This window comes from Gordonia sp. 852002-50395_SCH5434458 (assembly GCF_001665905.1).
Classification (GTDB): domain Bacteria; phylum Actinomycetota; class Actinomycetes; order Mycobacteriales; family Mycobacteriaceae; genus Gordonia; species Gordonia jacobaea.
On sequence record NZ_LZTC01000040.1, the window covers coordinates 108,937 to 131,124 of the forward strand.

Consider the following 22,188-nt stretch of genomic DNA (forward strand, 5'->3'; position numbering starts at 1 on the left):
CCGGCAGGACTCAGAACCCAACTGCGCGAATCTGTCCCGGCGACCAGAGTCCGTTGTGGACGTCGGTCGTCACCGTGAGTTCTGCGGGCTTCTGCGGCACGAGCGGTGTGAGCCGCTGCAGCATGCCCCAGTCCTTAGCCCAGTCGTTGCGTAGATACGACGGCAACACCGTTGGGCGCATTTGGTTCTCGACGATGCCGAGCGGACCGCCCGCGGTCCCCGCCATCCAGCGCTGCGAATTGACCCGCTCGCCTTCACGGTCGGGCGAGATCCGCCACTCCGGTGTTTCCAGCACGCCGTTGTGCACCTGTGCGGGACGCTGACACGGGAATGCCAGTGCGGCCTCCCAGTCGATCATCACGGGAGCCTCGCTACCCACGAGGTCGTTGAGCGTGACCATCTTTGAGACACGAGGTGGAGTGACGGCAAGCCACTGATCGGAGTTGGTCGACGTGTCCTGCGCGAGCACGCGCACCACCGTCGCACCCTGCGGAGCACCGTCGAGCGGGAACCGCAGGTTGCGCCACGCAGGTGCACCGCCGATATCCATCGGGGTCATGATCCCCGCAGGTGTCACCGAACCGTCCGGACCCACACGGCCGAACTGGAGGCGAACCTGCTGCCCCGAACGCGTGACGGCGAGATCGTCGACGTATTCGATCTGTCCCGCAACCGACATCGTGATGAGCGGAGTATCGGAACCGCGCGCGGGCAGCTGATACCAATCCGAAGTCAGACTGCCTGTGCCCGAGGGGGATCCGTAGGTACCGAGCACCGGTGTGCGCTGCGGCGACAGCCCGAATGGCAGTTTCACCTGGGAGCCGTTGATGCCGGTGGTCGACGTGGTTCCGCCTGCGGTGTCGCTCGACGGACTACTACCGTCGGTTCCGGTCTGTTCGGTCGCGTCCGATTGTGTCCGGTCGACCTCGGCCGACGATGTCCCCGTTGACGAATCCGATTCCGTGCCGTCATCGGAGAGATCAGATCCGACGCCGTTCGGGTCGAAGCCGGTCGCGTCGGCACCCGCGAGCGCAGCCCCCGGCGACGGGTTGTTCTGTCCCGCAACACGTGCCGGCGCGAGCAGACCGGAATTGACGTCCTTCTCGACGAGCACCGCGTCGGCGAGCGCGCACGGCTCACCGCGTACCGCCGCAACGTTCGAACTCAGCCACGACCACGAATTACGTTGTGTCCAATCCGCCTTCGCGAAGGAGACCAGCGTGAACAGCAGCATGATCACCGACACGACGATGATCGACGGCGAGCGCAGCCAGGCTGTCCACCGGTTCTTCGACACCCGCTCCTCGCCGCGTCGAACGTCGTCGGAGACGTAGTCGTCGCGGAAGTGTTGCCAGAGACCGAGAATGGTGAGCAGCACCGCGACAGTGAGGATGACCGCCCAGACAGGGATGCCCTTCACGTCGGGAACGGCGTCGCGCCAAGGAATTCCGTAGCTACCGACGTACCACCACTGATTGCGCCCCGAGAAGGCCAGCGCCAGCACGTACGCGCACGCGGCCGCGAAAAGGGTGCGGTTGCGTCGTCGACGCATCACCGCGCGGTCGACGCACACGGTTGCGACGGCGGCCAAAGCGCCTGCGATGCAGGCATACACACCCATCTGGTGAGTCCACTTGGTAGGCAGGAACGCCATCATCACGGCAGTGCCCGCGACCGTGGCGACCAACCGCCAGGTGGGAGCCGACGCAATGCCCGCCAACCGTCGACGGTTGAGCAGCATGACCACCACGACGATCAGACACACGAAGGTGATGAGCACACCGAAGCGTCGCGCGATACCGCCGTCTGCGGTGGGATTCATGAGCATGTAGTAACGCATGCCCTCCTCCCACCACTTGTTGGTCGGACCGACGGCAGAGTTGACCCTGATGGCCTCGCGAATCGCAGCGAGTGTCTGGTCGGCGAAGATCTCGTAGAGCACGACGAGTCCCGACGCCAGAATCGGTATGAGGATGGGCCACAACCCGTCTCGTCGTCGTCTGATCATCAGACGCTTCAGCAGGGGTCGGATTCCCGCGATGAGCGGGATGGCAGCGATCACGCCGGTCGGGTGGATCGTCAGGGTGAACGCCGCGACCACGATCGCGAGCGTCAGCGGGAAGAATCTTCCGGTCGCTATCGCCCGCTCCACGAGTACCCACGCCAGCAGCGTGCCGACGGCGATGATCGGTTCCACGCGAAGCCCGTTGTTGAACGGCATCCACACCGCGAGGAACACGAGTGCGGCCGCCCAGATCGCGGACTGCGACGTCCGGACCGCGTAGCCCAGTCGTGGGATGGCTGCGCGGCTGATCAGCCACCAGCCGACCACCGCGTAGAGGAACGGCAATAGCCGCAGCCACGGCGTCGCCGTGCTCACCTCCATCCACAGCGAGAGGTATTGGTAGTGCCAACCGAACGGGTCTTGCGGCACACCGAAATACCGGTAGTAGTTGTCGAGGTATCCGGCGTTGCGGGCGACTCGTGCGACGGTGACCTGATACCCGTCGTCTGCCGTGTTGCCACCGACGAACAACCAGATCAGCAGGACGAGCGTGACGAAGGCGTCGACCCAGCGCGGTCGCCACCAGCCCTGTGGGAAGAGCTTGTGGACACCCCGTCCGTCACGGGCGTCGAGCACGGCCAGCGCGAGCATCGAGGCAATCGTCATGACGACGCCGATGACCAGGAGCCAGAACTTCAGCGTTGTCGGGGTCGACACGAACCGGGTGTCCAGTGTCGCGCGGAACGACAGGCCTTCCGTCGGCGCATCCTGCGGCAACTGCGAGTACACACCGATGATCTGCGGACGTGCCGTCGCGTCTCGCAGGTCGAATGACCCCAGACCGGTGTCGGTTGTCGAGAGGTTCTCGAATTTGCCTGCAGCGCCGTCGGTGTCGGCGTGGAAGACGACGCGACACCCGGGAGAGTTCTCTGCCGCGCTTCGAGGCGCACTGAGCAACACGATGTTTCGCTGCGTCAACTGCAACGAGTCGCGGGTGGCGCGGATGAAGAAGCCGACCTTGTTGGCATCGGCTCCGTTCCACGGCACCGTCGAGACGATCACGCCACCCGAGGCGGGCAGACTCTTGGCGAGCGAGCACGGGACGGACACGTCCATCGAGACCGGCGAGAACGAGACGCTCGGCGCTGCCACGCTGCCGACCGAATTCTGTTGCGGCCAGGTCAGTTCCGTCTTGGTGTAATTGACCGGAAGGAACGGGGTCAGCAACGCGATGACGATGCCGATGAGCCCGGCGACCACCGCGACGATCTTCGCGATCCTGATCCGATCGGCCGATTTCGACGACACCGGTCCGCCCGTGCCCTTGTCGCTCGGCTTCTCGTCGCCGTTCCCCGTTGCGTTCACCGACGTCTCACTCATCATCTTCTGGCACCACCTGCATTGCTCCGGGACGGCTCCAGCCCCACCTGGTCGACGTTCCGGTACTCACCGCTGCGGGCACCGCGTCCGGCACCAACGGCGACAACCGTTGCAGGCTGCCCCAATCGCGATACCAGTCGTTCTTCAGATACGTCGCCATCGTCGACGGCGTCGTCAGCGCTTCCGCCGTGGTGAGCAGTCCGCCGTTGACGGTGGCCATCCACGTCTTCGACTGCGAGTTCGCCACCGACAGCTCCGGCAGGATTCGCCACTGCGGAATCTGGTTGACGCCGTTGGACGCATCCATCGGGTGCTGGCACGGGAATGCCGCGCCGACCGCGAAGTCGACGAGCACCGGGTCCGACGATCCGACGACATCCTGCAGCGTCTTCAACTCTGGCGCGCGCGGCGGCGTCACCGCGAGCCACTGGTCGGGGTCGAGGTTGTTGTCGGTGGCGACGATCCGCATCGCTGTCGCACCGGCGGGTACCGACGACATCGGGATGCGCAGGTTGCGCCACGGCCGATTCGCCTTGCGGTCGGCGTCGATCGGCTGCACGGCGGCACCGACCTGCTGGAACTTTCCGTCCTGCTCGACGCCGAACTCCACCTGCAGCGATTGCCCGTATGTCGTGACACCGTCGGGATCGGTCGAGGCGAGCGCGCCTGCCGCCGTGATGACGATCAGCGGCGAGGAGTCGCGCGCGGGCAGTCGATACCAGTCGGTCGTCAGCGATGCCTGCCCGTCGGCTCCGTAACTGCCCATCACCGGCGTCGTCGCGGGGTCGAGTCCGAAGGGCAATGCCGCGGTGCTGCCGTTGACCCCTTCCGGTCCGCGACCGCCCGTCGTCCCCGGGGCACCACCGGCCACGACGAAGGTCTTCGAGAGATCGGCCGAGGTGTTCTGCGTACCCGGCTTGATCGAATCCGCCTCCGGCGTGAGGTCGTCGGCGACACCCTGGGCCGAGAAGCCCCGTGCAGTGCCCTCCAACGCCTGTGACGGCGAAGCGTTGTCGACCGGAGCGAGGCTCCCCTTGTTCGAATCGGGTTCGACGAGAACGTAATCGGCCATACCGCAGCCTCCGGTGACCGCGTGCACGTTGCCCTTCAGCACCGAGTAGGTGTCGGCGCGAGCCACGGCCGCCTTGGCGAACACGGCCAGCTCTGCGAGCAGGATGATCACCGCGATGACGGCAATGGGCGACGACGCAATGCCGGTTCGCCACCGGTTCGGCGGTTTGCCCGCGTCGTGGTGCAGTCCGGTGTCGGCGACGTAGTCGAGGCGCAGGTGCTGCCACACCGCGACGACGAGTGCAATCACGGCCAGCACCAGGAACATCGACGAGACCTGCAGTCCCGCAACCACTGGCGCCTTGTCGAACCACGAGATGCCGAAGTCGTACGACCACGGCCATGCGTTGTATCCGGCCGCCGCGGCCGCGCAGGCGACGAGCAGACCTGCGATCAGGATCGACAGGTTACGCGTATTACGTTGCGCCACCTGGCCGATCGCAACACAGGCGACCGCTGCCAGTGCCGCTGCGAGGCCCGCGAAGATGCCGAACTGAATGGTCCACTTGGTCGGGGTGAGCGAGAGCAGTCCGATCGTGATCAGTACCGCCCCGGTGATGCGCCAGACCGGTCCGCTGTCGACCCCACGGATCTGCTTGCGCCGCAGCATGATCGCGAGAACCACGAACAGCGAGACCAGTAGCAACAGCACCGGCACCCTTCGCACCAGCGAGCCGTCGCGCGTGTTGACCGCAAGGAAGTAATACCGCAACAGTTCCTGGTACCAGGCCAGCGTCGGCCCGACGGTATAGCGCACCCGTATCGCCTCGAACACCGACGCGAGCGTCTGGTCGCGGAACACGATGATCAGCACGATGGCCGGAGCCGCCAACAGCGGAAGCAGAAGAGAGGCAAGGCCCGACTCGCGGCGTCGTCGAACAAGGATCTTGAGCATCGGCCGCGCACCGGTGATCAGGAGTGCGACCGCGATGACACCCGTCGGCGCGGTCGCAAGGGTCAGAGCGGCGGCGAAGGCCGCTCCCGCGGCAGGCAACATGCGCCGGGTCGCGATGGCCTGCTCGACGCCCCACCAGGTCAGCAGACTGCCGAGCACCACGACGCCCTCGCTGCGCAGGCCGGAGGCCATCGGCAGCCAGAATGCGAGAAAGACCGCGGCGCCGGTCACCATCGCCCACTGCGACGTGCGGATGGCACGTCCCAGACGCGGGAGCAGCACCCGACTCAGGATGAACCAGCTCACCAGCCCGATCACCAACGACGGGATGCGCATCCACACACCCGTCGCCGACACCGCCGACCAGTGTGCGAGGAAGTCGTAGTACCAGTCGAACGGCGCCTCGGGGATGCCGTAGAAGCGGTAGTAGTTGGCCAGGTAGCCCGCGTGCTCCGCGTTCCGGCCCATGTTGAGGATGTAGCCGTCGTCGGACGAGCCTGCTCCGAGGAAGTGCCAGACGAGCAGGATCGCGGTCACGGCGATATCGGTGGCGCGCGGACGAAGCAGCTCCAACCACCGCACCCGACCGACTCGCCGGTGGTAGCCATAGATGCGGTCGAGTTGAGCAAGCGCACCGAGTGCGACGATCGCCGCCAGGACGCCGACGATCATCACGAGCCATTTGATGATCGACGGACTCGAATCGAACCGATCGTCGACGACGATGCGCGCCGACAATCCGGGCGTCGAGGTGATCGTCGAGGTCGGGATGTCGGTGAACAGGCCTGCCACCTGCGGACGGTCGGCTTCCGGCGCCATCTGCACCGGTCCGAGTCCCACAAAGCGTGCGCCCGAACCCGCCGCCGACGAGAAGATGTGGAGCTGCGTGCACCGATCCGACGCGACGTCGGCGCGCGGGGCAGACGCGACCGTGTCGCCACGCATCGTCACCGTCACCGTGTTCGCGTCTGCCGTCACGTTCAGCGCCGATGTCCGCTGGTTCTTCGCAGCGGGCGGCATCGTCGTGAGGATCGTCGACGACGCATCAGCCGGCGCAGAACGCAGGAGCGAACACGGGATGGTGACGTCGAGATCCTGCGCCATCTGGGCGACGAGCGGAGAGGTGATGTCGGCGTTTGCCGAACCGAGCTGCTGACCCTGCGGCCACGTGATGGTTGCCGTCGTCGTGGTGACCGGGAGGAAAGGCGTGAGCACAGCCGCAACAATCGCGATCACACCCGCCACGACGGCAACGATTGACGTCGCCCCAGGTGAGAGGCGTCGTGCGCGGCCATTGGGGTCGTCGGATCGACGGTTGGGCAGCGTTGCTGTCGTCTTCTCCGGCGATTCGGTCACACGCGAATGCTAGTCAGGTTGCCTGTGACAAAACCAAGTCGGTCCCCTTCGGCCTGGCGTGTCACGCGACACAGTCGCATGCGCATCCAGCAATACGTCGGCACGCTGGATGTAGTGAGGTGCCCGCGGCACCGGCAGATCGTCGTGGATTCCGCGGACGCCGGATAGGGAACACAGTGACGACAACCGTCAATGCTTTCTGGGCAACAGCTCCTGATGCGCCACTATCGAAGACCACCATCGAGCGCAGGGACCTCGGCCCGAAGGACGTCCTGATCGACATCGCCTTCGCCGGGATCTGCCACTCCGACATCCATACCGCCCGCAACGAATGGGGCGGCACCACCTACCCCGTCGTGCCAGGACACGAGATCGCCGGAACGGTCGCCGCTGTCGGCGATGAGGTGACCAGGCACAAGGTCGGCGATCGCGTCGGCGTCGGCTGCTTCGTCGACTCGTGCGGTGAATGTGCCGCGTGCAAGAACGGCGACGAGCAGTACTGCACCACGGGTGTCGTGCAGACCTACAACTCCAAGACCTACGAGGGCGAGTTCACCCACGGTGGGTACTCGCAACAGGTCGTCGTGACCGAGGACTTCGTGCTGAAGATCCCCGAGGGCGTCGACCTCGACGTCGCTGCACCGCTGCTCTGTGCGGGCATCACGCTGTATGCACCGCTCAAGCACTGGGGCGCGGGCCCGGGCAAGAAGGTCGCCATCATCGGTCTGGGCGGCCTCGGACACATCGGCGTCAAGATCGCCCACGCGCTGGGCGCAGAGGTGACCGTCTTGAGTCAGACGCTGTCCAAGAAGGAGGACGGCGAACGCTTCGGCGCCGATCACTACTACGCGACGACGGATGCCGAGACCTTCCGGACCCTGCGCGGGGAGTTCGATCTCATCATCAACACCGTGTCGGTCAACCTCGACCTCGACGACTACCTCGGACTGCTGGCCATCGACGGCACCCTTGTCGAGCTGGGGGTTCCGGAGCATCCGCTCGAGATCAAGGCATTCTCGCTACTGGCCAACCGGCGTTCGATCGCCGGATCGATGGTCGGAGGCATTCCCGCCACCCAGGAGATGCTCGACTTCTGCGCCGAACACGGCATCGGAGCAGAGATCGAGAAGATCAGCGCCGACGAGATCAACGCCGCCTACGACCGCGTCGTCGGTAGCGATGTGCGGTATCGCTTCGTGATCGACACCGCTACGCTCGCCGACTGACCCCGAGCATCGACGGGTACGTACACAATTCGGTCGTCAGCGCGAGGCCACGACAATAATTTCGATGGCCTCGCGCTGAGGTCGCAGTTGTGTACGTATAGCGGGCGCCATGGCATGTGCTGTGGAACCGTTGACACATGAGCGACCCCGAGTTCGATGTGAACAAGCTCTTCCCGGGCAAGTTCTTCATCAGCACAACGCTCGACGTGCTCGAGTCCAAGAAGAAAATGACCGGCCATCTGCGGCGCCGTTTCATCCAACGCGCCGCGATGGCCGGCATCATCATCGCGATCTTCTACGTCATCAATTACACGATCGTCGCCGCGTTCGACACGATGACCGATCCGCCCGGACAACTGCACGCGGTCGGCAAACTCATCGGAGCGCTGGCCTTCGGCTGGGCGCTGGTGTTCATCTATTACACCAAGTCCGAGCTACTGACCTCGAACATGATGATCGTCTCGGTCGGCGCCTACTACCGACGGGTGACGCCGGTCCTGATCATGCGCATCCTGCTGTTCTGCTATCTCGGCAATATCCTCGGCGGCCTGCTGATCGCTGTGATGCTGCGCGGCACAACACTTCTCGACGGTCCGGTACTCAACGCGATGGTGCACGCGGTCGACGTCAAGACCGGTTACCTCAGTAACGGATTCAGCGGATGGCTCGACCTGTTCATCCGAGCCGTGCTGTGCAATTTCATGATCAACCTCGCGATGTTGCTCGTCTACAACGGTTACCTGACCGAGGACATTGCGAAATGCATGGCGATGATCACCGCCGTCTTCGTCTTCGCGTTTCTTGATTTCGAACACTCTGTGGCCAACACAGTGCTGTTCATGATCGTCGGCTTCCAACACGACATGCCAATAGGTTTGGTGTTCGGCAATCTCGGCACGGTGCTGCTGGGAAACTTCGTCGGAGGCGGAATTCTCATCGGCTTCTACTACGCGTGGGTCAACGACGAGCGCGACACCCATCTGGTGCACCTCCGACGACACCGGCATTGAGCCGGCGCGTCCCCGCCCGCGGCGCACCAACCGGTGCCCAGCCGAGATGGGTCATTTGTCCGACATTGCGATTGGATCACGACGCGGTCGGCGATGAGCTTTGCCGCTGGTCCCCGGTCGTACGTTGACTCGGGGCCTTGCGGATGCGTCGAAGAATCGACCTTCCTTCCATGAAGCAGTCGTGGAACATCCAAGGGGGATCAGGGCCCGCTATCGGAGGAGTTTCACGTGATCGGAACAATCATCAGCGCCATCATCGTCGGCCTGATCATCGGCGCACTCGCACGGCTTGTCATGCCGGGCCAGCAGAACATCGGCATCATCATGACCATCGTTCTCGGCGTCCTGGGGTCGCTCATCGGATCGTGGCTGACCTACCAGTTCGGGTACAGCAACGCCAACGGCGGCTGGGAGGTCATCCCGTTCATCGTCGGCATCGTCGTGGCGATCGTGTTGATCGCCGCATACCTCTCGCTCCGAGGGCGCACCGTACGCCAGTAGCACCGTCACGACTGTGGCCGGGAAGCACGGGGGCTTCCCGGCCACAGTTGTGTTCGCCCGCCGTAATCACCGCCGCGACAGCGACTTGCAAACGGGTCCACTTGTGATCGCCGTGGGCACAATGATCGTCTGTGGGACGAGTACGTCACACTATGGTGTGCATGGGTTTTCACGTCGCACTGCCCAACGACGGCAGCATCGAGCAGCTCACCGAACTCGCGACCGCGGCTGAGAACCTCGGCTTCGACGGAGTATGGCTGGCCGAGCACGTCCTGCCACCGATCAAGCATCCCGATCCGGCGTATGCCGCCGAGTACGACCCACTGGTGCTGCTCGGGTTCATCGCCGCACACACGACCACCGTGCGTGTGGGCACCTCCATACTCGTTCTCCCCCTGCGGAATCCGTTCGTTGTCGCGAAGCAGGCCGCGACCGTCGACGCGCTGAGCGACGGGCGGCTGGAACTCGGGGTCGGCGTCGGGTGGGACGCAGACGAATTCACTGCCGTGGGAGCGCAATTCCACGATCGTGGGCGTCGAACCGACGAGGCGATCGGCGTGCTGCGCCACCTGTGGGCAGGCAACACCGACGGACTGTTGGGCGAGCACTACAGCTTCGGCGGCGGGTATCCCACTCCGGTACGCCCACAGGGCATTCCGATCACGATCGGCGGGCACTCCACTGCTGCGGTGAATCGTGCTGTACGCCTTGGTGATCGTTGGCAGTCGATCTACTTCAACAACTCGGGCACCGACCCTGCAACGTTCCGGGTGATAGCAGCAGATCTCAAACGTCGTACCGAGGGTCGCGTCACGACGGCGATCAAACGCTTCGTCCGCACCGCCGACCAGGTCGACGCATTGGTCGACGAACTCGACACGTGGCGTCGCGCCGGGGCCGACGACGTCGTCGTCTGGTTCGGCGAACCGGCGGTATTCGGCCCTCTCCAAGAACGTTTCGCACGCAAGGCACAGGTCAATACGTGAAGACCCACGCTGGCGCAGCGACCACCGATGCGGGCACAGTGGTGACATGAGCACCGAGTCCCTCCCGCCCACCGACCACCCCGCGATCGACTATGCCGAGCTCGCCGGCGCGGCGCGCGCACTCATCGAGGGCGAATCGGATCGCGTAGCCAATGCGGCCAACCTGTCAGCACTCGTCTATCAAGCTCTGCCACAGGTCAATTGGGTTGGCTTCTACTTCTTCGACGGCCGCGAGCTGGTGGTCGGCCCGTTCCAGGGAAAACCTGCCTGCGTACGCATCCCGTTGGATCGCGGCGTCTGCGGGGCGGCGGCAAGAACCCGCACCACGAAACGCGTCGCCGACGTGCACGCCGTCCCCGACCACATCGCCTGCGACGCGGACAGTCGGTCGGAAATCGTTGTGCCACTGGTGCACCACGGCGAGCTGATCGGGGTGTTCGACCTCGACAGTCCAGTACCCGACCGCTTCGGAGCCGACGATCAAGCGGGCCTCGAAGCAATCGCCGAGGCGTTCATCGCGACTCTGGACTAGACCGCCTGCGCGAGTTTGCCGAATCCACTGCGGTGGAAGATCAACGGGTTTCCGGTCTCCGGATGGTCGACGCCATGCAGCTCGAGCAGCACGATGATGTGATCGCCCGCCTCGACCTCGCGGTAGATGGTGCAATCGAAATGCGCGAGTCCCTCATCGAGAGTCACCGCGCCCTCGTCGGATGCCTTCACCGCGATGCCGTCGAATCGGTGCTCGACCGCTCCGGCGAGTTGTCGACAAGCGGCACCCTGGTGGTCAGCGAGGATTGTGACGCCGAGGTGTGCTGCGCGTCGAAGATCCGGCCAGGTCTTGGACCCCGACGCCACCGAGACCGACACGAGCGGCGGGTCGAGACTGACGCTGGTGAACGAGCTGGCGGCGAGGCCGGTCAACTGGCCGTCGACCTCTGCGGCAACCGCGACGACGCCGGTCGGAAAAATGCCGAACGCTTTACGTAGACGCGCGGGATCGAGATCCTGATTGGTCTGTAGCTGGTCGGTGCGCGGTTCGCTCATGAGCCTGCCTTCAGCAATGTGGTGACGATCGGCTTTGTCGCAGTGAGCCATTCGGCGTATGCGGCAGGGTCGTCGTATGCGGAATCGATGACGTACAGACCACGTCCCGGCACCGTGCCTCCGATCTCGGTGAGAACTGGACGCAAGGTGAGTTCCGGCGCGAGCGAATGTGCGGGGCTACCGCCGAGCATCAACGGAATCGCGATCCCGGAGAGCCCGGTCCCGCCCGCGAAGCGGTCGAGGAAGAGTTTCAGCAGGCCGGTATATGCGGCTTTGTATGTGGGACTGGCGAATACGACGAGATCAGCCTGGCCGACCTGTGTCACGAGATCGTTGACGTGCTCGTCGCCCCAGTCGAGGATCGTCGAGCCGAGTGTTGCAAGGTCGACGATCAGCTCGGGTTCAGAGCCCGACAGCTCCGCGGCCACATACGTTGCGGCGCCGAGAGTTCTGCTGCCTGGTTTCGGGTTGCCGACGACGACAGCGGTCGTCACGATGCCGACACCCGCTTGAGCGGTGCCTGCGCTCCGAACGGAACCGAGGCACTGACCGCGACAGGGGCGGGGTGCTCCCATAGTCCGCGACGGGTGAGTTCGGGAAGTACACCCTCGCCGAACCAGTACGACTCCTCGAGATGCGGGTAGCCCGACAGCACGAACTCGTCGATCCCGACCTCGTGATACGCCTCGATCAGCTCGGCGATCTCGGTGAAGGAACCGACCATCGCGGTTCCGGCACCGCCGCGCACCAGGCCGACGCCCGCCCAGAGATTCGGGTAGATCTCCAGTCCGTCCTTGGACCCCTTGTTCAGCGCGAGCATGCGCTGCTGCCCTTCTGACGCCGAGCGCCTCAGCCCCGCCTGGATGCGCGCGATGTCGTCTTCGGAGATGTTGGCCAGCAGGCGATCGGCTTCGGCCCACGCGGCTTCGGAGGTGTCGCGCGCAATGGTGTGCAACCGGATTCCGTACTTCAGTTCGCGACCCTGCTCCTCTGCGGCGGCACGGACGCGAGAGATCTTCTCCGCCACTGCCTCTGGCGGCTCGCCCCAGGTGAGATAGACGTCGGCATGCTTCGCCGACACCGCGATTCCTTCGGGCGACGAGCCGCCGAAGTAGATCTGCGGCAACGGATCCGGGATCTGGTGCAACACCGCGTTCTCGACGGAGAGGTACTGGCCGTCGAAGTTCACCGTGTCGCCGGTCCAGAGCCGTCGCACGATCTCCAGGAACTCGTCGGCCCTGGCGTAGCGCTGCTTCTTGTCGAGGAAGTCGCCGAACATCCGCTGCTCGGCGTCCTCGCCACCGGTGACCACGTTGAGCAGGGGCCGACCACCGGAGAGGTTCTGAAACGTCCCGGCCATCTGCGCGGCCAGGAACGGGGCGGTCATGCCCGGGCGGAATGCGACGAGGAACTTCAGACGCTCGGAGAGGCTGCTGATCATGGCCGTGCTGACCCACGCGTCCTCGCACCAGGCACCCGTCGGAGTGAGCGCGGCCTCGAAGCCGAGCTGCTCGGCGCTGCGCGCGATCTGTCCCAGATACTGCACCGACGCCGGTCGACCAGCGGCTTCGGCAGCGACGCCGTGACCACCTCCGACGACGTTGCGGCTGTCACCGCCGTTGGTGGGCAGGAACCAGTGGAACTTCAGGGAGCTCACGTAAAGCCTCTCTCCTCGATCGACGCATCTCGTCGCTCGACGCATCCAGGCGTCGAGCGACATCAGGTGGCGCGCCGTAGGCGCAACTACACCAGTTCAGTCGAGGTCGGACCGATTTCCAAGGGTTGCGTTCGCACTGATTACTAGATTTGCCACCCGCTGACTGCCGTCTGCTGGCGCTGGATCACGACGCACTGACTTGGAGTTCGGCGCTCCCGATGCGCTCCCTGACCCGCGGAATGACTTCGCCGGCAAAGCGCTCCATGTCCGCTTCGAACGGTTGGAACTGAAGCATGAAAGTCTCAATGCCAGCATTGTGAAAGTCGACGATCCGGGCGGCCACCTCGTCGTAGCTGCCGACGAGTCCCGCTGCGGTTCCGCCGTTCGTCCCGATTGCCGGGTACTTCGCAAATGTCTGGAACATCACCGCCTTCTCGTCGGCGCCGGCGATGATCGACGCCGTGTACTCCTGGTCGAGTCGGTTGAGTTCCCAGTGGCGGTCGAGTTCGGCCTGCGCCTCGGCGGCAGTCGGACGCGCCACGACGAACGCTGCGAGCCCGTACCGCACCGGATTGCCGTGGCGTGGTCGTGCGGCGACTGATCCGATGAGCTCGCGCACGCTGTCGATTGGTTGCCCGTTGATGAACCACACGTCGCCCTGGTGGGCGACCAGGTCACGCGCCTGATCGCTCTCGCCACCGACGTAGATCTGCGGCCGTTCGCGGTAGAGTCCGGTCGGACTGAGTTGATAGCCGTCGATGTCGAAGAACTTTCCGTGATGTTCGACGACCTCGCCCGCCAGCAACCTGCGTACGACCGAGAGCCATTCGGCACCATAGGCGTATCGGTCGTCATGCTCGGGGAAGGCGATGCCCGCCCGCTCGATCTCGGGTTTGTACCAGGCATTGACCACGTTCAACGACAGCCGACCGCGAGAGATCTCTTCGATCGTCGCTGCCTGCTTGGCCAGTACGACGGGATGAAACAGCAATGGCTTGATCGCGGCGATCAACTCGATCTTCGTCGTCGCCGCCGCGAGCGCCGCGACCGCTGTCCAGGTCTCCAACTGTTCCCAGTCGTGTGAGAACGGATTGATCAGGTGCTGGGCCACCAAAGTGCTGTCGTATCCGAGGTTCTCGGCCTGCTGGATCAGGTTCAGGTTGCGTCGCCACGATGCGTCGACCGGGTCATCGGGGTGGTGGGCCGACGCCCACGTGCCGTACACATTGGCCCACACACCGAACTTGGGTCCCGCCCGTCCCTCTGCATCAACGTTGATCACGTTGTCGGTCATAGGTTTTCGCTTTCGTTACTCAGGAGTTTGACGACGCTGGTGCGCGATAGAACCAGTCCTCGAGTGAGAAGTCCTTCTTGATGCTCTTCTTCGCGACGAGGAATTCTTTTGTGCCGCGCAGCAATGTGACGCCTGCGTCGGGGAATGGCTCGGTCGAGTAGCCGTCGGGGTTCGCGGCTTGACGGATCGCCTCAGCGGGCGACTTGGAGTTCTTGACCTCGAAGTCCACGTACTCGTTCCAATGCGCCTTGGCGTACGTCACTGCGCTCGCGTGCAGTTGCTGCCAGGTCGCGGCGAACGTCGGATGCTTGTCGAGGAAGCCGCTCTCGGCGACGGTCGACGATGTTCCGGCGAGATGCGGATGGTCCCGGTAAACGGAGTCGACGAGGTGGAATCCCTTGAGTTCAAACGTCTGCAGCGATACCGATGGCACGACGCCCGGCAGTGCGGCACCGTCGATCTCGCCCGCTCCCAGAGGAGCCTCCTGATCCGCCGGGTACAGGTGCACGAGTTCAGCGGTGACGCCCTCCTCCTGCAGAGCTCCCTGGAGGTACCGATCAATGTATGACCCCTTGGGCACACCGATCTTCTTGCCCTGCAGATCTTTCAGGGTCTTGATCGTCGGGTCTTTCGCGACGACACCGGCGTTGAGGTTGAACTGCTCGATGTTGATGAGTCGGGTGTCGAGACCGCTGCCGCGCGCCACCAGCGCGGGAGTATCGCCATACTGTGCGACGTCGAGCCGTCCTCCGACGAGCGCCTGGTTCAGATCTGGGCCGTTGGGAAAGCTGACGACCTCGATGTTCTTCACCCCGAGAGAGGAGAGCGCAGGCAGCAATTGGCCTCGACTGTGTGCATACCCGATAGGCCCGGTCAGGGTGTTCGCCGAACCGATCACGCCTACGCGCAACGTGTCGATGACGTCTCGCTGCGCACTCGAGTTCTGTTGGCCGCCGCAGGCAGTGAGCGCCAGTCCCGCGAGAAGCGAGGCGCCGATGAGCGCGAAGAAGCGGACCGCGACAATGCGGATCCTCAGTGTGCGGTTCATGGTGTTCCGTTTCATGATGTCTCGTGTGATGACGTGGTTGCTGCGGCGACACGTGCCGCGTTCCTCGGTGGTGGGTCGCCGTGTGGGATCTCGGGTCCTACCGCGGTTCGACTGCCGGGTTCGCGTCCCTTACCCCAGCCGATGTGCTCGCGATAGGTGCCGATGAGGTCGGTGCGCAGCAGGTCCACGTTTTCGACCGGCGTCGACTCGGGGCTTACATAGAGCGCATCGGTCGGGCAGTATGCCTCGCACATGAAGCACGTCTGACAGTCCGCCTGGCGTGCGATGACGGGGATACCTGACTCTGTCGAGTCGAACACGTTTGTCGGGCAGACACTTACACACTTGTCGCATGCGATGCACGCGTCGGCGAGAACCAGTTCGATCATGCGACTCGCACCTGATGAGGCCGCAGCGAACCCGGAAGCGCAGGCGTGCACCGGATCTCGACGTCGTCGAGTCCCTTGATGAGGATGTGACCGTGTTGCGCCGGGTCGAGAGCGGGATAGTCGTCGCGCGAGCTCATCCCACGCGATTCCGTTCGCGCGAGGGCCGACGTGTAGATCCACCGTCCGACGGCGGTGATCGCCGCGGCCTGCCTGGTGAGGACTCGCCCACGAGCCGTCGACGCGCCGAAGTCACTGTGCGACAGTGCCTCCCAAATACTGTTCAATTCACCCAGCGCGGGCGTCAACCGGCTCCCGTCACGTAGATAGTTCTTCTCGAACGGCAGGAGCTGTGACTGCGCGGAGACGACGACGGCGTCGGGGTTCAGCATCGTATCGCCGACACCGAGTCCGACTCGTCCCGCACCTCTCAGTGACACGACCGCTCGACGCCCGTGCGCCAACGCATCTCGCGCCGCACCCGCGCCCGCAAAGGTGCCCGACGACATCGCCCAGGCGGCGTTGTGACTGCCTCCCCCTGTGAAGCCGCCGCAGATGCGCTCACGCGTTGCGGCGTCTCCCGCGGCGTAGAGGCCTTCGACGCCGGTCCAGCAGTCGTCGTCGATCACGTTCACCCCACCGGTGCCGCGCACCGTCCCCTCCGCGAGGAGATCGACCTCGAACCGCTGGGTGAACGGGTCGATTCCGCGTCGATCGAATTGCAGGAAGAAGTTGGGTTGGCCCAGCCTCATCTGGGCGGCGGTCGTCTCGTCTGCACGGTCGAGCTGCGCGAAGACCTTCTCCGTCAACAGGGTTCGCGCGATCACTGAGCGTCCCCTCATCGAGCCCGCGCCTTCGACGATCCTGCCGTCCTCGTGATAGAAGCTCGCGTACCCGTAGTAGGCCGTCTTGGTGATCGTCGAACCCTTCGGGACGATCCCGTATGCGTTGCCGAACTCCATCCCGGAAAACTCCGCACCGACTTCGGCCGCCATCAGCGCGCCGTCGCCGGTGTCGACGTTCGTGCCCAGCGCGCGTGAGAGGAACGCACACCCTCCGGTCGCCAGCACCACCGCACCAGCGCTGATCCGGTACTCGTCGCCGGTCTGGCGCTGTACACCCGCCGCGCCCGACACCCGGCCGGCGTCGTCGACCAGCAGCTCGAGCGCTGGCGAGTGATCGAGAATACGAACCCCTCTGCGTTGCAGCCATGCTCGCATTCGCCTCATGTATTCGGGGCCTTGAAGGCCGGTGCGGATCGGTTCGCCGGTCTTCTCATCGATCGGGTACGGGTAGCGGCCCTCGTCGCCGAGACGTCGCATGTTCGCGTACGTCTGGTCGAGTACCCGGTCCATCCAGTTGTGGTCGGCCAGGTATCCACCGAGTTGCTCCCGATCAGCCTTGGCCTTCGCCCGCCGCTCGGGATCCGGGACGACGTACCAGACTCCCGTTCCCGCAGGCGCAGTGGTTCCCGACGTACCGCAGTAGCCCTTGTCGACGAGGACCACTTCGGCACCTCGGTCTCGGGCATTCAACGCAGCCCACGCCGCGGCCGGTCCACCGCCAAGAACGAGCACGTCCGTCTGCAGGGTGAGTTGCTCAGTCATCAGGGTTCTCCGGTTCTCGAGTGTGTGTGCCATCTGGGCCCCGTCCGACGCCGAGCGCGGACAGCAGTGTTCTGCGTAGTTCGACGAACCTCGGTTCCGTGACGTCTCGCGGACGGTCGAGATCGACGGGAATGTCCTCGGCGATCCGTCCGTCGCGGAGCACAAGTGCGCGATCCGCAAGCAGCACAGCCTCTTCAACATCGTGGGTCACAAGCAGCGTGGCGGGGCGATGCCGCTGCCAGAGCTTTTCGACGAGCGATTGGGCGTTCAGTCGTGTCAGCGCATCGAGCGCACCGAACGGTTCGTCGAGGAGTAGCAGGTCGGGTTCACGTACGAGCGCCCGCGCCAAAGCAACTCGTTGCGCCTCACCCCCGGAGAGCGTGGTCGGCCACGCATTCTCCTTCGACGCGAGACCGACCTCGGCCAACGCCTGCACCGATCGGTCACGGGGCCGCGCACCCCGCAGGCCGAGTGCGACGTTCCGCCACACCGGAAGCCAGGGAACCAATCGATGTTCCTGGAAGACAATCGCTTTGGCAGTCGGGGCTTCGATAGTTCCGGTGAATCCGTCGTCGAGACCGCCGATTCCGCGCAGCAGCGTGCTCTTGCCAGAACCGCTCGCACCCAACAGCGCGACGAACTCTCCAGCTCCGATGCGAAGGTCGACGTTGCGCAGCACGTCGCGATCGCCGAACGTTCTGCCTGCGTTCTCGACGACAACACCGCTGTCCCTGGTCGTCTCGATGCCGGACGATGATGCGGCTTGGGCCGCTACGGTGTCGGTCATCGTCCCGCAAACCCGTTGCGCCAGGACAAGAAACGCTTCTCGAGAAGTCGCACCGCGAGGTCGGTGAGCAGACCGAGAATTGCGTAGATCACCAGAACGAGGAAGATCTGATCAGTGCGCAGATACTCCTTGGCGTCGTTCATCAGATAGCCGAGACCCACCGGCGTCGTCTGCATCTCGGCGACGACGAGCACGAGCCACCCGATGCCCAGCGCCTGCCGTAGACCGACGAACGCCTGAGGCAGCGCGCCGGGCAGCAGGATGAAGCGCATCAGCTCGAATCGGTTCAGGTTCAACGACTCTGCTGCTTCGATCAGCTTCTGGTCGACGCTTCGGATACCTGCGAACACGTTGACGTACATCGGGAAGATCGGTGCCACGATGATGAGCGCGATCTTGAAGACGTCGTCGATCCCGAACCAGATGATGAACACCGGAACCAGCGCAACTGCTGGCATCATGCGCAAGACCTGCACCGGGGCGTTGATGAAGTCCTCGGCGACGCGAGCCAGCCCTGCGGCGACACCCAGCAGGGTTCCGATGGTGATGCCGATGGCCAGACCGATGGCGACTCGTCGCGTCGACGCTGCCAGGTGTTGCCAGATCTCACCGGTTCGCGTCAGTTCCCAACCGGCGGACAGCACCTCGGTCGGCGCGGGTGTCGTGGCACCCAACCATGCGCGGGCACCGAGTTGCCACACGAAGACCACGACGATCAAACCCGACGACTGACGTAGCAGACGGATAACGCGCGCCGACGGCCGTGGAACACGGACGCCGCCACGAGACGTGGCTCCGGAACCTGCTTGTACGACAGCGGTTCTCGACGGGCTGCGCTCGTGGCGCGGCCACGCCTCACTTCGCACATGCAGGGTCACGGGTGGCATCTCCGTCGTCAAGGAAGTCGGGCTGAACTTCAGTGGACGGTAGTGCCGACGCTCACTCGATCACAGAGTTGAATTCACTGCGATCCTGACCGTGGTCCGCTCGAGAAGCTGCCGTGACGTCCCGCGCCGCCCGCGAAGCGCGCTGCACCGGCGACGCCTTCGCGTTCGACGATGGGTACGCCCGCCTCCCCCTCGGCGCGGAGCGCGTCGCCGAGGGGGAGGTCGAGTCCCGCGTAGACCGATGCGCGGTCGGTGAGCACGCATTCGAACGGGAACTGCGCGATCTGCTGCGCGAGTTCACGAGCAGCGTCCAATGACTCACCATGCGGCACAACCCGATTGGCCAACCCAATCGCCAAGGCTTCCTCGGCGTCGACCGGCCTTCCGGTGAGGATGAGGTCGAGCGCCCGGCCCAGGCCGACGATGCGCGGTAGGCGGACCGTGCCGCCATCGATAAGCGGCACGCCCCACCGTCTGCAGAACACGCCGAGCGTCGCGTCCTCTTCGACCACACGGAGATCGGCGAACAGCGCCAACTCCAACCCGCCGGCCACCGCGTATCCGCTGACCGCCGCAATCACCGGCTTGGACAACGCGATTCGGGTCGGCCCCATCGGACCGTCTCCCCCGCCGTCGGCGTCGAGGTCGTTGCGGCGTGACGGATCGCCGACCGACGTGAGATCAGCTCCAGCGCAGAATGTTCCGCCCGCACCGGCGAGGACCGCAACCTTGACGTCCGGATCGTCGTCGAATCGGTGAAAGGCAGCTCGCAGCGCACCCGCCGTCGGCCCGTCGACGCTGTTGCGTACTTCGGGCCGGTTGAGCGTGATGGTGACGACCGGCCCGTCGACCTCGTAGAGCACCGGCCCGGGCATGACTACTGCGCGACCACCGCACGGTCGTCGGAGGTGATGAGTTCGTGGATGAACTCCATTTTTTCGAGCACCTTCGGCGGCAGCACGAACGGGTACAGGTCCTGATGTCCCATCGAACGATTGATCTGGTTGAGCGCCCAGGTCAACGGCAGCCACCAGTCGATGATCCGCTCGAAACCGACCTTGCCCGGCAGATCTGCCTCCAGCGTCGCGCCCGCGGGTGCCAGCGCGAAAGCGGCTGCGGTGTCGAGGGTATCGCGGATGTGCAGGTAGTGAGCGAACGTCTCCGCCCAGTCCTCGAACGGATGCATCGTCGCGTACGACGAGACGTAGTCCTGTTCCCAGTTCTCCGGCGGGCCGTCGTTGTAGTGACGATCGATCGCGTCCTGGTAGCTCGTATTGGGGTCACCGAAAAGCTCGGTGTAGCGCACGAGGTTCGGGCCATCGCCAACCAGAACCATCTGATAGAAATGCCCGATCTCGTGACGGAAGTGCCCGATCAACGTGCGGTACGGCTCGTCCATCGAGACGCGCAGGCGCTCGCGGTGCACGTCATCGCCCTCGGCGAGGTCGAGCGTGATCACGCCGTCAGCGTGGCCGGTGGTGACCGGCTGATCGCGGCTCGACAGCAGGTCGAATGCGAGCCCGGTCTCCGGGTCGGTGTCTTTGCCGAAGATCGGGAGCTTGAGCTCGTCGAGCTCGTAGATCACCCGACGCTTCGCGCCTTCGGACTCGGCGAAGGCGGCCATCGCCTGCTCGTCGGAATCCGACGGCCTGGTGCGCGTCAAGCGGCACGATTCACAGAGCGCCGGCAGCTCCGGACCCTCCTCGACCATCCAGTTGCACGCGGCGGTCAGGTTGTCGGCACAGCGCACGATGGTCGCGCCCTCGACGGAGCCCTTCTCGTCGTCGTCGAGTACCTGGATCGTGTGGCTGGGCAGGTGGAACCCCAGGTTGCGCCCGCAATTGAGACAGACAGTGTTCTCGAAGGACAGCTGCTGTCCACAGTTGGAACAATGGAAGTCGCGCATCTACTCACTCTTTTCGTTCGTCAGTCCGGACGTAACCCGGTGGTGAACTCTGAGCCGTTTACGTCTCAGAGCTGTGCATCGTGATGGAGGTCGGAGCCGCGCAGCCTTCTGCACGCGTTCGTGACCAGTGTCACCCTGTTCTCGCAGTACATTCGTCGAATTCGATGGTGTTCAGGTTCCAGTTCGGTCATATCTCCGCTGGACGCGCAGGGTCGGCCGACCATTGCGACCACGAGCCGGGAAACAGAGTCCCCGACAATCCGGCGATCTCCAGCGCGGCGATCTCGTGTGCGGCATTCACGCCCGAACCGCAGTAGGCGACGACCGCCGATCCATCCGTGACGCCGGCCTGCGCAAACCGCTCACGCAGTTCCGACGCGGCGCGGAAGCGTCCGGACTCGTCGACGTTCTCACTGGTGGGGACGCTGATCGCGCCTGGAATGTGCCCCGCTCTTGGGTCGATGGGTTCGACCTCACCGCGATAGCGTTCGGCTGCCCGCGCGTCGACGAGGACTGTCTTTGAGTGATCGGAACCGAGCGCCGCGACGTCGTCGATAGTGGCGGTCGGCAGTGATCCCGCCCGCAGTGTGACGCTTCCTGGCCGGACGGGGGTGTCGCCGGTCGACAAACGCATGCCGGAATCGCGCCATGCCGTGAGACCGCCGTCGAGAAGGCGAACGTCGCGGTGGCCGCCCCACCGGAGGAGCCACCACGCGCGGGCGGCGGCGAGGTTGCCGTTGTCGTCGTAGACCACGACGGGTGAGGTGTCGTCGATGCCCCACGACCGCGCGGCCTCGGTCAGCGCATCGATCTCGGGTAGCGGATGCCGCCCGGCCTCGGGCGAAGGCGGTCCGGCGAGTTGGGAGTCGAGGTCCACATACACCGCTCCCGGAATGTGTCCAGTGCGGTAGCGCGCATGACCGTCGTCGTCGCCGAGTTGCCACCGGACGTCGAGCACGACCGGCGGGGTGTCGGAGAGCATGGCGTCGGCAAGCTGCGCGACGTCGATCAGCACGGATGACACACGGCACCTCTCTGGGAACAACGATCTGGGCACACAACAACAGGGACTGTCATGGCGGAGGTGGACTCATGGCGACCCGCGCATACCAATCGTGCCCTGTCGACGCCCGTACTCG

At 64.7% G+C, this 22,188-nt stretch carries 19 protein-coding genes; 5 read left to right on the plus strand and 14 right to left on the minus strand.

From position 1 onward, the window contains the following. Positions 1-10: 10 nt before the first annotated feature. Positions 11-3,388, minus strand: a complete 3,378-nt coding sequence (locus tag A5785_RS08905; RefSeq protein WP_156525516.1) for an arabinosyltransferase domain-containing protein — start codon at positions 3,386-3,388, stop codon at positions 11-13. Further along, positions 3,378-6,707, minus strand: a complete 3,330-nt coding sequence (locus A5785_RS08910) for an arabinosyltransferase domain-containing protein (RefSeq protein WP_064865948.1) — start codon at positions 6,705-6,707, stop codon at positions 3,378-3,380. The genes A5785_RS08905 and A5785_RS08910 overlap by 11 nt, the downstream gene beginning before the upstream one ends. Before the next feature lie 176 nt (positions 6,708-6,883). Here A5785_RS08910 and A5785_RS08915 point away from each other — a divergent pair, with 176 nt between their 5' ends. The 5 genes from A5785_RS08915 to A5785_RS08935 all read left to right on the plus strand — a co-directional run bounded on the left by A5785_RS08915 (position 6,884) and on the right by A5785_RS08935 (position 10,962). Next, positions 6,884-7,933 (plus strand): NAD(P)-dependent alcohol dehydrogenase, encoded by a 1,050-nt coding sequence (locus A5785_RS08915; RefSeq protein WP_064865950.1) that lies wholly within the window; start codon positions 6,884-6,886, stop codon positions 7,931-7,933. A gap of 137 nt (positions 7,934-8,070) precedes the next feature. After that, positions 8,071-8,943 carry a formate/nitrite transporter family protein gene (locus tag A5785_RS08920; protein WP_049700049.1) on the plus strand — a complete coding sequence of 291 codons (873 nt, stop codon included), beginning with the start codon at positions 8,071-8,073 and terminating at the stop codon, positions 8,941-8,943. Between the two features lie 228 nt (positions 8,944-9,171). Next, entirely contained in the window at positions 9,172-9,444 is a 273-nt protein-coding gene (locus tag A5785_RS08925; RefSeq protein WP_049700050.1) for a GlsB/YeaQ/YmgE family stress response membrane protein, read from the plus strand. Between the two features lie 161 nt (positions 9,445-9,605). After that, positions 9,606-10,430, plus strand: a complete 825-nt coding sequence (locus A5785_RS08930) for a TIGR03619 family F420-dependent LLM class oxidoreductase (RefSeq protein ID WP_197494525.1) — start codon at positions 9,606-9,608, stop codon at positions 10,428-10,430. A gap of 46 nt (positions 10,431-10,476) precedes the next feature. After that, positions 10,477-10,962, plus strand: coding sequence for a GAF domain-containing protein (locus A5785_RS08935; protein ID WP_064865954.1), 486 nt, complete (start codon positions 10,477-10,479; stop codon positions 10,960-10,962). On the opposite strand, the gene A5785_RS08940 is transcribed toward A5785_RS08935, so the two are convergent. The 12 genes from A5785_RS08940 to A5785_RS08995 form a co-directional block, all read right to left on the minus strand. Further along, positions 10,959-11,477, minus strand: a complete 519-nt coding sequence (locus A5785_RS08940; RefSeq protein ID WP_064865956.1) for a flavin reductase family protein — start codon at positions 11,475-11,477, stop codon at positions 10,959-10,961. The genes A5785_RS08935 and A5785_RS08940 overlap by 4 nt on opposite strands. Further along, positions 11,474-11,971 carry an NAD(P)H-dependent oxidoreductase gene (locus A5785_RS08945; protein ID WP_064865958.1) on the minus strand — a complete coding sequence of 166 codons (498 nt, stop codon included), beginning with the start codon at positions 11,969-11,971 and terminating at the stop codon, positions 11,474-11,476. The genes A5785_RS08940 and A5785_RS08945 overlap by 4 nt, the downstream gene beginning before the upstream one ends. Further along, positions 11,968-13,179, minus strand: a complete 1,212-nt coding sequence (locus A5785_RS08950) for an LLM class flavin-dependent oxidoreductase (protein ID WP_064866194.1) — start codon at positions 13,177-13,179, stop codon at positions 11,968-11,970. The genes A5785_RS08945 and A5785_RS08950 overlap by 4 nt, the downstream gene beginning before the upstream one ends. Before the next feature lie 139 nt (positions 13,180-13,318). Further along, complete coding sequence (locus A5785_RS08955; RefSeq protein WP_064865960.1) at positions 13,319-14,428, minus strand: LLM class flavin-dependent oxidoreductase; 1,110 nt, start codon at positions 14,426-14,428, stop codon at positions 13,319-13,321. A gap of 19 nt (positions 14,429-14,447) precedes the next feature. Further along, positions 14,448-15,476 (minus strand): ABC transporter substrate-binding protein, encoded by a 1,029-nt coding sequence (locus A5785_RS08960; RefSeq protein WP_064866196.1) that lies wholly within the window; start codon positions 15,474-15,476, stop codon positions 14,448-14,450. Positions 15,477-15,487: 11 nt separating this feature from the next. Beyond that, positions 15,488-15,865 (minus strand): 4Fe-4S dicluster domain-containing protein, encoded by a 378-nt coding sequence (locus A5785_RS08965; RefSeq protein ID WP_064865962.1) that lies wholly within the window; start codon positions 15,863-15,865, stop codon positions 15,488-15,490. After that, positions 15,862-17,469: an FAD-dependent oxidoreductase gene (locus tag A5785_RS08970; protein WP_064865964.1), complete on the minus strand. Its 1,608-nt coding sequence runs from the start codon at positions 17,467-17,469 to the stop codon at positions 15,862-15,864. The genes A5785_RS08965 and A5785_RS08970 overlap by 4 nt, the downstream gene beginning before the upstream one ends. Then, positions 17,462-18,256 (minus strand): ABC transporter ATP-binding protein, encoded by a 795-nt coding sequence (locus A5785_RS08975; protein ID WP_064865966.1) that lies wholly within the window; start codon positions 18,254-18,256, stop codon positions 17,462-17,464. The genes A5785_RS08970 and A5785_RS08975 overlap by 8 nt, the downstream gene beginning before the upstream one ends. Next, positions 18,253-19,134 (minus strand): ABC transporter permease, encoded by an 882-nt coding sequence (locus tag A5785_RS08980; protein WP_005201833.1) that lies wholly within the window; start codon positions 19,132-19,134, stop codon positions 18,253-18,255. The genes A5785_RS08975 and A5785_RS08980 overlap by 4 nt, the downstream gene beginning before the upstream one ends. An 83-nt stretch (positions 19,135-19,217) precedes the next feature. Next, entirely contained in the window at positions 19,218-20,018 is an 801-nt protein-coding gene (locus A5785_RS08985) for a crotonase/enoyl-CoA hydratase family protein (RefSeq protein ID WP_064865968.1), read from the minus strand. 2 nt (positions 20,019-20,020) lie between these two features. After that, positions 20,021-21,049, minus strand: a complete 1,029-nt coding sequence (locus tag A5785_RS08990) for a zinc-binding metallopeptidase family protein (RefSeq protein WP_064865970.1) — start codon at positions 21,047-21,049, stop codon at positions 20,021-20,023. Between the two features lie 187 nt (positions 21,050-21,236). Then, positions 21,237-22,073 (minus strand): sulfurtransferase, encoded by an 837-nt coding sequence (locus tag A5785_RS08995; RefSeq protein ID WP_197494524.1) that lies wholly within the window; start codon positions 22,071-22,073, stop codon positions 21,237-21,239. Positions 22,074-22,188 lie beyond the last annotated feature (115 nt).

Bases quoted from the DNA above. Each gene is read 5' to 3' on its own strand.
- A5785_RS08905 (WP_156525516.1), bottom strand. From the start codon at position 3,388: ATGATGAGTGAGACGTCGGTGAACGCAACGGGGAACGGCGACGAGAAG.
- A5785_RS08920 (WP_049700049.1), top strand. From the start codon at position 8,071: ATGAGCGACCCCGAGTTCGATGTGAACAAGCTCTTCCCGGGCAAGTTC.
- A5785_RS08930 (WP_197494525.1), top strand. From the start codon at position 9,606: ATGGGTTTTCACGTCGCACTGCCCAACGACGGCAGCATCGAGCAGCTC.
- A5785_RS08935 (WP_064865954.1), top strand. From the start codon at position 10,477: ATGAGCACCGAGTCCCTCCCGCCCACCGACCACCCCGCGATCGACTAT.
- A5785_RS08940 (WP_064865956.1), bottom strand. From the start codon at position 11,477: ATGAGCGAACCGCGCACCGACCAGCTACAGACCAATCAGGATCTCGAT.
- A5785_RS08950 (WP_064866194.1), bottom strand. From the start codon at position 13,179: ATGCGTCGAGCGACGAGATGCGTCGATCGAGGAGAGAGGCTTTACGTG.
- A5785_RS08955 (WP_064865960.1), bottom strand. From the start codon at position 14,428: ATGACCGACAACGTGATCAACGTTGATGCAGAGGGACGGGCGGGACCC.
- A5785_RS08960 (WP_064866196.1), bottom strand. From the start codon at position 15,476: ATGAACCGCACACTGAGGATCCGCATTGTCGCGGTCCGCTTCTTCGCG.
- A5785_RS08965 (WP_064865962.1), bottom strand. From the start codon at position 15,865: ATGATCGAACTGGTTCTCGCCGACGCGTGCATCGCATGCGACAAGTGT.
- A5785_RS08970 (WP_064865964.1), bottom strand. From the start codon at position 17,469: ATGACTGAGCAACTCACCCTGCAGACGGACGTGCTCGTTCTTGGCGGT.
- A5785_RS08975 (WP_064865966.1), bottom strand. From the start codon at position 18,256: ATGACCGACACCGTAGCGGCCCAAGCCGCATCATCGTCCGGCATCGAG.
- A5785_RS08985 (WP_064865968.1), bottom strand. From the start codon at position 20,018: ATGCCCGGGCCGGTGCTCTACGAGGTCGACGGGCCGGTCGTCACCATC.
- A5785_RS08990 (WP_064865970.1), bottom strand. From the start codon at position 21,049: ATGCGCGACTTCCATTGTTCCAACTGTGGACAGCAGCTGTCCTTCGAG.